The sequence below is a fragment of the Fischerella muscicola PCC 7414 genome (assembly GCF_000317205.1).
Lineage (GTDB): Bacteria > Cyanobacteriota > Cyanobacteriia > Cyanobacteriales > Nostocaceae > Fischerella > Fischerella muscicola.
On the sequence record NZ_AJLK01000180.1, the window covers coordinates 50364 to 60105 of the forward strand.

At 39.9% G+C, this 9742-nt stretch carries 12 protein-coding genes; 4 read left to right on the plus strand and 8 right to left on the minus strand.

Annotation, left to right across the window (positions count from 1 at the left end):
- Positions 1-87: 87 nt before the first annotated feature.
- Positions 88-798 carry a rhomboid family intramembrane serine protease gene (locus tag UYI_RS0128445; RefSeq protein WP_016870088.1) on the minus strand — a complete coding sequence of 237 codons (711 nt, stop codon included), beginning with the start codon at positions 796-798 and terminating at the stop codon, positions 88-90.
- 267 nt (positions 799-1065) lie between these two features.
- Between UYI_RS0128445 and UYI_RS0128450 the strand changes: the two genes are divergently transcribed.
- Positions 1066-3225, plus strand: coding sequence for a serine/threonine-protein kinase (locus UYI_RS0128450; RefSeq protein ID WP_016870089.1), 2160 nt, complete (start codon positions 1066-1068; stop codon positions 3223-3225).
- Between the two features lie 199 nt (positions 3226-3424).
- Here the strand turns inward: UYI_RS0128450 and UYI_RS0128455 are convergent, their stop codons facing one another.
- Positions 3425-3643: a type II toxin-antitoxin system HicB family antitoxin gene (locus tag UYI_RS0128455; RefSeq protein ID WP_016870090.1), complete on the minus strand. Its 219-nt coding sequence runs from the start codon at positions 3641-3643 to the stop codon at positions 3425-3427.
- Positions 3640-3864 (minus strand): type II toxin-antitoxin system HicA family toxin, encoded by a 225-nt coding sequence (locus tag UYI_RS0128460; protein WP_016870091.1) that lies wholly within the window; start codon positions 3862-3864, stop codon positions 3640-3642. The genes UYI_RS0128455 and UYI_RS0128460 overlap by 4 nt, the downstream gene beginning before the upstream one ends.
- A 12-nt stretch (positions 3865-3876) precedes the next feature.
- Here UYI_RS0128460 and UYI_RS37315 point away from each other — a divergent pair, with 12 nt between their 5' ends.
- Positions 3877-4041 carry a hypothetical protein gene (locus UYI_RS37315; protein ID WP_157226409.1) on the plus strand — a complete coding sequence of 55 codons (165 nt, stop codon included), beginning with the start codon at positions 3877-3879 and terminating at the stop codon, positions 4039-4041.
- Between the two features lie 71 nt (positions 4042-4112).
- On the opposite strand, the gene UYI_RS0128465 is transcribed toward UYI_RS37315, so the two are convergent.
- A complete protein-coding gene (locus UYI_RS0128465; RefSeq protein ID WP_016870092.1) occupies positions 4113-4565 on the minus strand; it encodes a GNAT family N-acetyltransferase in 453 nt (150 codons plus the stop codon).
- 370 nt (positions 4566-4935) lie between these two features.
- Positions 4936-5640, minus strand: a complete 705-nt coding sequence (locus tag UYI_RS0128470) for an SDR family NAD(P)-dependent oxidoreductase (protein ID WP_016870093.1) — start codon at positions 5638-5640, stop codon at positions 4936-4938.
- Positions 5641-5748: 108 nt separating this feature from the next.
- Here UYI_RS0128470 and UYI_RS35380 point away from each other — a divergent pair, with 108 nt between their 5' ends.
- Entirely contained in the window at positions 5749-5910 is a 162-nt protein-coding gene (locus UYI_RS35380; RefSeq protein WP_071588892.1) for a tyrosine-type recombinase/integrase, read from the plus strand.
- 19 nt (positions 5911-5929) lie between these two features.
- Here the strand turns inward: UYI_RS35380 and UYI_RS0128475 are convergent, their stop codons facing one another.
- The 3 genes from UYI_RS0128475 to UYI_RS0128485 all read right to left on the minus strand — a co-directional run bounded on the left by UYI_RS0128475 (position 5930) and on the right by UYI_RS0128485 (position 8658).
- Complete coding sequence (locus UYI_RS0128475; RefSeq protein WP_016870094.1) at positions 5930-6142, minus strand: DUF6887 family protein; 213 nt, start codon at positions 6140-6142, stop codon at positions 5930-5932.
- A complete protein-coding gene (locus tag UYI_RS0128480; protein ID WP_016870095.1) occupies positions 6139-6330 on the minus strand; it encodes a DUF6888 family protein in 192 nt (63 codons plus the stop codon). Before UYI_RS0128480 ends, UYI_RS0128475 begins: the two co-directional genes overlap by 4 nt.
- A gap of 168 nt (positions 6331-6498) precedes the next feature.
- Positions 6499-8658, minus strand: a complete 2160-nt coding sequence (locus UYI_RS0128485) for a Tex family protein (protein WP_016870096.1) — start codon at positions 8656-8658, stop codon at positions 6499-6501.
- 251 nt (positions 8659-8909) lie between these two features.
- Between UYI_RS0128485 and UYI_RS0128490 the strand changes: the two genes are divergently transcribed.
- Positions 8910-9353: a DUF4278 domain-containing protein gene (locus UYI_RS0128490; protein WP_016870097.1), complete on the plus strand. Its 444-nt coding sequence runs from the start codon at positions 8910-8912 to the stop codon at positions 9351-9353.
- Positions 9354-9742 lie beyond the last annotated feature (389 nt).

Below are 9742 nucleotides of genomic sequence, written 5' to 3' on the forward strand. Positions count from 1 at the left end.
ATTACGCATTAAATAATTATTTTTTGAACGCAGAGTCACGCAAAGGTAAGCGCACTAGGTAGCAGAGTTTTTGGAGTCATCATATTTTTATCGTTTTTGTAATTGTCGCATTGTAGTCATACCCATAATAAAGCCTGCAATCTGTGCCCAGTAATTAATACTATTAAGTGGGTTGACACCACCAGGAATATTTAAACTACCAATGCCATAAAATAATTGTTGTACAAACCACCAAATTGTGTAGAAAATAGCTGGTATTTGCATAGGGATAAATATAATTAAAAGAGGCATAACAGTGTCTATTTTCACTTTGGGAAATTTGAAGATATACGCCCCTAAAACAGAAGTGATCGCACCATTTGCACCAATCAATGGTATGGTCAAGTTGGGATCAGCAAGAATTTGTATTATGCCTGTCAGAATGCCACACATCAGATAAAATGCTAAAAATCGCCCATGACCGAGAATATTTTCTAAATTTCTGCCAAAAACCCATAAAAATAGTAGATTACCTAAAATTTGGCTAAAACTGCCATGAAGAAACATTGCTGTGAGTAGAGAGAGAGAACGTGACAACAGAAAAATTCCAGCAGCAGAATTACCAGCTAATAAATTAGCGATCGCACCATGTATCTGTGCTGGAATTAGACCCCAATTATTAATAAAAAGACCTAATTCTCCACTAATTTCTAGTTTTAATTCCCATACAAAAAGAAGAATATTAATACCAATCAACCAGTAAATAATTATCGGCTTTTTACGCGTACTAATGAAAAGGTTATCACTGATAGGAATCATTGCAAGTTGTTAGTTGTTAGTTGTTAGTTGTTAGTTGTTAGTTGTTAGTTGGTAGGGGCGAAGCATTTGTATGAGTATACTGAATTCAAAACTAAATATTTTTCTACAAATGCACGCGGCCTACAGTAGTTAGTAGTTAAAAGTTAGGAGTTACTTGTTGATTATTTACCACTAACCACTAACCACTATCCATTAATCACTAACCAGCGTCAGAAAACTGTGGCAAGATTGGAATCAGAGCGTAGCGTATTCAACAGGGTAAACCAAATGCTGGGAAACATGCTTGTTGGAAGATACCAAATTATCAGCCATTTGGGAGGAGGAGGTTTTGGTGAAACTTTCGTCGCTTATGATACTCAATTACCTGGTAAACCTAAATGTGTTGTTAAGAAACTTAAACCCCAAGCAACAGATCCAACAACTTTGCAAACAGCTAGACGTTTATTTGATACGGAAGCCCAGGTTTTGTATAAATTAGGTACACACAATCAGATTCCCCAACTTTTGGCATATTTTGAGGAAAACGAAGAATTTTATCTTGTACAAGAATTTATTGAAGGTCATAATCTTAGTCAGGAAATCATACCAGGAAAACCCCTCAACCAAGGTCAAGTAATTTCTCTGTTGCAAGAAATTTTAAAAATTTTAGATTTTGTCCATCAACAAAAAGTTATCCATCGTGATGTCAATCCCTATAATCTTCTGAGAAGAGAACAAGATGGTAAGTTGGTTTTAATTGATTTTGGGGCTGTTAAACAAATTACAACTCAGGTAATTAATCCTAGTGCTAAAACTAAATTTACCGTTGCGATTGGGACTCCTGGATATATTCCTGGGGAACAAGCCCAAGGGAACCCAAAATATAGTAGTGATATCTATGCTGTCGGTATTCTTGGTATTCAAGCACTCACTGGTTTATCTCCTGAAGAATTTGATAAAGATGCAGAAACTAATGAAATTATCTGGCAAAATCATGCGGAAGTAACTCAAGAATTTGCTCAGTTTTTAGACAAAACGGTGCGTTATGATTTTCGTGAACGCTACCCATCAGCAACTGTCGCTTTACAAGCTTTAAAAGATTTGCATAATCCGAATCTGCAAACAGTGGCATTAAGTGTTCCTGTTAGCAATCAACCCTCAATCACAAATAAGAAACGCCAAAAAAATATTACAAAAAAAATATTAGCTGGAATAATCATATTAGGATTAGGGATAGGAGCATCTATATACATTATAAATAGTATTAATTCTGTAAATGCTACAGAATTATATAGGAAAGCCAATACATTTTATGAATTACAACGCTATCAAGATGCTTTATCTGCATATGAAAAAGCGGTAAAAATTCGACCAGATTATGCTGAAGCTTGGAATGGACAAGGTAGTACGCTGAGTAAGTTAAAAGAATACAAAGCAGCACTTACAGCTTATGATAGAGCAATTCAAATTCAGCCAGATTATTTAGAAGCTTGGATAGGTAGAGGTTTTATATTAAAAAATTTGCAACGATATCAAGAAGCGATTGCCTCTTTTGATAAAGCTTTACAACTAGAAAACAACTCTCCTCAAGTGTGGACTGCAAAAGGAGAGGTTTTAAGCAGTTTGAAGCGATACGATGAAGCAATATCAGCTTATGAACAAGCAATTAATCTTAAAAAAGATGATTACAAAGCTTGGTACAATAAAGCGCTAACACTACAAAATTTAAAACGCTACGAAGAAGCAGTAGGAGCATACGATAATGCTGTGGAAATCAAACCAATTTATGCCGAAGCTTGGTATCATCGCGGCAATGCTTTAGTTAATTTACAACGCTATCAAGATGCATTTACTGCCTATGATAAGGCTGTGCAAGCTAATCCAAATTATTACCAAGCATGGTTATCAAGAGGTAATATTCTAATTAGCTTACAACGCTATCCTGAAGCAGTTGAATCATTTAATCAAGTTATTCAAATTACTCCTAAGAATTACGAAGCATGGTATGCTAAAGGCTGGTCGCAACATCAAATGCAAAGATACAACGAAGCTTTAGCAGCTTACGATCAAGCGGCTGAATTGAAACGAAACGATTATCAGCTTTGGTATAACCGGGGGAATTCGCTATACAATTTGCAAAAATATGAAGAAGCGATCGCCTCATATAACCGCGCCGTACGCTACAATCCTCAACACTACGAAAGTTGGTTTTCAAGAGGTAATGCCCTATTTAACTTACAACGTTATCAAGAAGCGATCGCCTCTTACAATCAAGCGATAAAAATCAAACCAGACTATCAGCAAGCTATCCAAGCACGGGACAAAGCGCAAAGTCAGTTATCAGTTATCAAACCAAATCCAATAATATTCACTCCATCAAAACCTGGTGTAGCACCAACCCAACCAACAAATTCAACAACATTGATTCTGCGAAAACTTCTACGTTAATAATGTTTAACTTTGTAGTCGACTTTACTAGTCCTTAGGGTTTTCAATTGGGCGATCGCTTACAGGTATTTTGCTAATCTCTGGACTCCTTTATGAGCGATCGCACATTGCTGTGATTGTAAGCTTTAGCCTTATTTTGGTAAACCCTCAGTAATCAAGCCATTTTAACGATTTCTGATCACGCCGCTCACAAAGAGCATCAGGCAATTTGAAGCGTATTTGGGTTAGGAATAGATTCACCTTCTGTTTGCCAAGCTTCTAAGTACATTTCAATTACTTCCTCACCGTTACGTATTGCTTCTGAGCGGGTTTTGCCATGAGTACAAGGCATAACAACGCGATCAGCAAACTCTGGAATCGTAACCAAGAAAAGCTGATCTTCGTCAGACCATTGAATTATCATGCTGTATCGACTCATGAATCTTCGTTCTCCCTTAGCTCTTCCAATGCAGCGAGTAACTTTGCTACCTGTTTTTCCAGATAGATTGGTGCATCATCTCCATCCTTACCTGAGATTGTCAGTGTTTTTCTGAGTAGAGGATGTCGCCAACGCTCATGGCTACCTTTACCACGCTTGGGCAAATAAACAAAACCCTGGCGCTCAATCTCAGCTTTCAACTCTCGGATTTTCCTGAGCATGGATGTTATTTTATGTTCTCGCTATTTTTTCAGTTTCTCATCCTCTCAGATTGCCATAGCGTTGATAACTCTTTTAATTTTACTGGCTACCAAGCGATCGCTCTACGCTCTCAAAATTATCCCGTAACCGATAACCTTACAGTTTCTAATTGGGCGATCGTTTACTCACAGAGATAGTAAGCAAGTCAGTCTGTTTTGACAATCGTAGTGATTACCTTGAAATTCAAGGGCAATTGTCAAGACAATTTCTAGATCCGTCTTTTGACAAATTTCATCTCCCCTTTGAAGTTTCCATCAGATTCAACACCAACTGAAATCCAGCCGAGATGCAGATAGAAACCGTAGGCTCTCAAGCTAGGGTCGTTGCCTGTGACTAACCAAATCTCTTCAATCCCCTTTGACCACAACCAGTTTTCAGCAGCCTGCATTAAGGCACGTCCGGCTCCGCGGCATTCAAAAGAAGGGAGGACAAATATGCCAAATATCGTTTTTTCTGTGGCATTGGCAATTGAGAAGCCAATCGGTTGATCGCCAATCTCAGCAATCCATGCGCAACACTCTGTTTCTAGCATTTTGGCAACTGACTGTGGAGTAATGCCAAGTTCAGCAATCTCTTCGCGAGATTGATAATTTTCGACGACGCTGGTTCTAATGTTAAAGAGAGTGTCGATATCGTCCCGTTGAGCAATTCGGATATTCATGTGGGTTAAAGATTTAAAGATATTGATTTTGCCCAAAATCTTGCTTCTAAATCTGCGTTTTTTCAGATAGTTCAATTTAGCAAAAAAAGCAGCGATCGCATCTGCTGATTAGCACCTGAGGTTTTCAATTGGGCGATCGCTCACAGACAGTTTGCTAGTATCTGGACTTTTTTTATGAGCGATCATGCGTTGCTGCGATCACAAGTTGTAGTCTAGCTTTGGCAAATCCTCGGCCATTAACGGTTCTGGTCAGCGGTTACCGATACTTTTGCAACACCATAAGCAACTTCAATCAATCCGCTGCATCAGAATTGTTAGATTTTATGGCTTTTCAACAAGTCTAGAAACCTTTTTCATCATATCTTTGGGGTTAACCTTTCTGGTACATATTGATTTCCGAAATATCCACAGTATTTGAAAGTGATAAAATCCATTCGATTGCAGAAATGAAATCTTTAAGAGATATTGGAATTTGTCGCTTGAATCGGCTCTCTTCAATATCTGCTATAACTTCTTCTGTTGCAATATTGCCTGGATTAATGACTGTAATACCAATTTTGTAATCACGAAGAGCTAGTCGTAATGACTGGGCTGCTCCCCTTAAACCAAATTTAGATGCTGTATTAGCTACCTCGATCGTTGGAGAATTATCTAATCCTGATAGTGCGCCAATAAATATCGCTCTTGGGTTGTTAGATTTAGCAAGATTCCTAGCAAGTTGCTTAGTTATTTCAATTGGTGCAACAGTATTTACAGCTATTACAAAGCGAGTTTCTTCATCTGGGCTTTTCATGAAGTCATATTGCTTGGTAAATGCACCATTTTCCCAAACTCCCCCCATAAACAAGAGGGCATCAACGGTTGATTCACTAATACTACTGACAATGGACTTGATTCCTTCTGGAGTGGAAATATCTGCTTGAATCCATTCTCCTGCAATTGGCTGACCTCTGGAGATTGAGAAGACAGAATCGCCTTTTTGGGCAAAGTGTTGTGCTACAGCCGCACCGATCCCTCGACTAGCTCCTATTACAACAATTTTTCTTTTCCCTGATTCCATTTCTGCCTCTTGCAACCATGCTTTTGTTGAAATCTAACTATTTATTATGCGGAAACTTTCCATATATCACATTAAGCGATTGAGGTAGGGAAAGGATTAAGGATTACAAGCATTTTAATCGTAATATCAAGAAAAGTTCTATATTTTGCTACCCATTTATTACAAAACGGTTATGACATCCGCACTGTTCAAGAATTACTCGGACACAAGGATGTGAAAACAACAATGATTTACACCCATGTTCTTAATCGTGGTGGGCGAGGTGTTCGCAGTCCCCTAGATTAATAAATAAATAATATAAGGGCTACTCTAATTCACCCTCGACTGATGTACTTTGCTGAATTTGCTCGGTGAGAGTCTCTTCCCAATGATTGTCATTTAAGTCTATGCTGATCATTCGTCCAGCAGCTTTTGAACGATCAACATAAGCCTGAAAAGCAACGATATCTTCTCGATGACTCAGTACATATCGTCTTAACTCATCAAGACTCATGGCGTCGTAATTAGCGGTTGTCATGGCTCGTATCCTCCGGTAGGCTTGATCTCGAAATCCAAATTCTCTCCAGCTAGTATGTATAACCTGCCAGTTCTCTCGTCTATGCGAACAAGCTCAATACTTTTATATTGCCATCCAGGATATATGACATTAGTGAGTCGGTAACACAATCGATAAAGCCCTTGAGTTTGTTCATTTGTCGGATTCATGTCATACGTACAGCTTAACTTACCAACTCATGGTAGTAGCTCTGGTGCAACAAATCCTACGCAAGCTAATTATAAGCTTGTAGTGAAGACTTCAGTCCTCTTCCTTGAAAGCAAGGACTAAAGTCCTTACTACGAACAAGTTTTATACATGATGTGAAAATTGAGAATTTACTGCTTCACACCCTTCATCGACAAACCAATCCGCTTCAATTTCTCATTCACTTCCATCACTCGCACTTTCACGACTTGTCCTACCTTCACGACTTTCTTGGGATCATCTACAAACCTGTCCGCAAGTTGGGAGATATGCACTAAACCATCTTGATGCACCCCAATATCTACAAACGCACCAAAGTTAGCGACATTTGTAACAATACCTTCTAACTCCATCCCCACTTTCAAGTCGGAAATTTCTTTAATTCCTTCTTGGAAGGTGGCATACTTAAACTCGGCACGGGGGTCTCTACCTGGTTTTTCTAGTTCCTTGAGAATATCACGTAGGGTTGGTTCACCTACGGTGTCGGTGACGTATTTTTTCAAGTTTGCCTTTTTGAGTTTTTCGGCAATTTGTGTCACCTGTTGTAGGGGTACATTTAAGTCAGTGGCGATCGCTTCTACCACTGCATAACTCTCCGGATGCACGGCGGTATTGTCCAGTGGATTGTTACCGTTGCGAATTCGCAGAAAACCCGCTGCTTGTTCAAAGGCTTTTGGCCCCAACTTGGGAACTTTCAATAGTTCCCGACGATTTTTAAAGGCTCCGTTTTGGTTGCGGTAGGTGACAATATTGTTGGCAACGGTGGGCGTGATCCCCGAGACAAAAGTCAAAAGTTCTTTAGAAGCAGTATTCAAATCTACACCGACGTAGTTCACACAGCTTTCGACCGTTTCATCTAATTTCTTTTTCAGCAACTTCTGATCTACGTCGTGCTGATATTGTCCCACACCAATAGATTTGGGATCGATTTTCACCAGTTCCGCCAAGGGATCTTGCAAGCGGCGACCGATGCTAATTGCGCCGCGTACGGTAACATCTAAATCGGGGAATTCTTGTGCTGCAACTTTACTAGCACTATATATAGAAGCACCAGACTCATTAACTATAACTTTTATCGGTTTACGTTCCAAAGTCTGCAAAACTTCCGCGACAAACTCGTCTGTCTCACGGGAAGCTGTACCATTGCCAATAGCTATTAACTCTATCTTGTATTTTTCAATCAGATTCTTGAGAGTTTGTGCAGACTTAGCACGTTGTTCTAGTGCTTGGTGCGGAAATACCGCTTGATATTCCAAAAATTTCCCGGTTTCATCGAGGATGGCAACTTTACACCCAGTTCTAAACCCTGGATCGATCGCCATTGTTGGTTTCATTCCCGCAGGTGCAGACAGCAGTAACTCCCGCAGGTTTGCTTCAAATGTTTTAATCGACTCAATGTCAGCGTATAGTTTCTTCTCTGAGATTACTTCGCTAATTAAAGAAGTTTTCATCAGGCGGTTGAAGGCATCTTTGAGCATTTCCTGATAAAAGTTACGGATAGAACGGTGTTTTGAGCGAATTTCCTGGGATTCTAAATAGGAAAGCACCACATCCTCATCAAAGGAAATGTCAAAACTCAACACTCCCTCATTTTCACCCCGACATAAGGCTAGCAGGTTGTGGGGTGCGATATTCTTGACTTTGATTTGATAGTTGCGGTACATCTCAAATTTAGTTGTACCTTCGGGATGTTCATCTTTGATCCGGGAGACAAATATTCCTTCCTCTAGGAGATATTCACGCAGATACGCACGTAACTCAGCTTTTTCTGCTACTTCCTCTGCAAGGATATCAGATGCACCCTTTAGTGCCTCTTGTGTTGTCTTAACTCCTTTCTCTTCAGAAATATACTTCGCTGCTTCTTGTTCTAGGTTTGCGGGTGCAGCATTTTTGGTATTCAACGATTTTATAAATTCTGCTAATGGTTCTAGTCCTTTTTCTCTGGCGACGGTGGCGCGGGTGCGACGCTTGGGACGGAAGGGTAAATATAAATCTTCCAGTTCTGTTTTTTGTAAACAAGCTGCGATTTTTGCTTTGAGTTCGTCAGTGAGTTTACCTTGTTCCGCGATCGCATTTAAAATTACCGATTTTCGTTCTTCTAGTTCTGTTAAGTAAGTATGCCTGTCTGCTAAGTCCCGCAGTTGGACTTCATTCATTTCCCCAGTGCGTTCTTTGCGGTAACGTGCAATGAAGGGAATAGTCGCACCCTCAGCCAGGAGTTCTAGGGCATTTTGCACCTGATAGGCTTTGAGGTTGAGTTCAGTTGCCAGTAGTTGAGGAATGTTCAGCATTGGGTGTCAGTCAGAAAAGCTACTCCATCAAGGTAATACCTTAGATAGCTTTGATTATGCAAGCGTATGATGTTAAGCTAATATATTAGACTTTTTTGGAATCCTTATTAACGGTGTTGTTGTTTATTGAGTAGCGCATTGTGGCTTAAAAACAACGTGAGTCTATAATTACTACACGTCTTTAAACTTCAGCCCCAATATTAAAATATTAAAAATTAGCGCTTCTGGTTTAGTTCAGAGGTGAAAGAAAAATGCCCTTGTTGTTTTTGATACCACTTTTGACTGGTTTAGTAACTGGCTATATCTTTAAGAAAAGCACCGATGAAATCGGGCAAATTATAGGAGTAGTAGCCGCTGTTAGCCTAGTTTTAGGCTTGATATTAGCGCCTTGGCAAGTACAGCTTTTGTTACTAGTAGTCGTTCTCGTTAGTACCAAAAAACTACTACAACAAAACGAGTACAAACTGAAGCAGCAGGAAAAAGATCAAGAACAATTCAACAATAGTCATAACCAGGAACTAATTAGTTCCCAGGCTCCCAAAATTGAGCATGAAGCAACACATAAGTATCGCGGTAGTTACTACCAAGCAACAGATGTGGGTGTTGAAGTTAAAGAAGGAGAAATTATTGGCAGATATCGTGGTCTTCCTTGGAGAATGCATCAAGTAGTCAATACACCCAGAAGCATGGAGTAATATCATGTTCGTTTGAATACTTATACTGTCGCGTAGGCTGGTAATAGGTAATTGCTAATCGGTAATTGGTGAGCCAGCGCGCCCCAAGGGGGGTTCCCTCCCCCAACCCCAAAGGGGGCCCCTAGCCCCCAATCCCCACGAGCGACAGGGAGTGGGGGCCGGTGAGTCCCCCATGAGCGTAAGCGCGAACCCGTAAGGGTAATTAAGATACTGATGATTTTCCCAATGCTCAATGCCAAACAGCGAAGCATAATATTGTAAGCAATAGCCGAACTGGATGTAACTATTCCCCTGACTTAAGGAAAAATGGGCATTTGAACAATGGCAGCAAAATTACCAGATGCCAGACGAACAGGCGATCGCTCCTGTATAAACATTGAGAATGATAT

Excerpts from the sequence above, each read along its gene's own strand:
- UYI_RS0128445 (WP_016870088.1), bottom strand. The coding sequence starts at position 798 with ATGATTCCTATCAGTGATAACCTTTTCATTAGTACGCGTAAAAAGCCG.
- UYI_RS0128450 (WP_016870089.1), top strand. The coding sequence starts at position 1,066 with ATGCTGGGAAACATGCTTGTTGGAAGATACCAAATTATCAGCCATTTG.
- UYI_RS0128455 (WP_016870090.1), bottom strand. The coding sequence starts at position 3,643 with ATGAGTCGATACAGCATGATAATTCAATGGTCTGACGAAGATCAGCTT.
- UYI_RS0128460 (WP_016870091.1), bottom strand. The coding sequence starts at position 3,864 with ATGCTCAGGAAAATCCGAGAGTTGAAAGCTGAGATTGAGCGCCAGGGT.
- UYI_RS37315 (WP_157226409.1), top strand. The coding sequence starts at position 3,877 with ATGTTCTCGCTATTTTTTCAGTTTCTCATCCTCTCAGATTGCCATAGC.
- UYI_RS0128465 (WP_016870092.1), bottom strand. The coding sequence starts at position 4,565 with ATGAATATCCGAATTGCTCAACGGGACGATATCGACACTCTCTTTAAC.
- UYI_RS0128475 (WP_016870094.1), bottom strand. The coding sequence starts at position 6,142 with ATGACAACCGCTAATTACGACGCCATGAGTCTTGATGAGTTAAGACGA.
- UYI_RS0128480 (WP_016870095.1), bottom strand. The coding sequence starts at position 6,330 with ATGAATCCGACAAATGAACAAACTCAAGGGCTTTATCGATTGTGTTAC.
- UYI_RS0128485 (WP_016870096.1), bottom strand. The coding sequence starts at position 8,658 with ATGCTGAACATTCCTCAACTACTGGCAACTGAACTCAACCTCAAAGCC.
- UYI_RS0128490 (WP_016870097.1), top strand. The coding sequence starts at position 8,910 with ATGCCCTTGTTGTTTTTGATACCACTTTTGACTGGTTTAGTAACTGGC.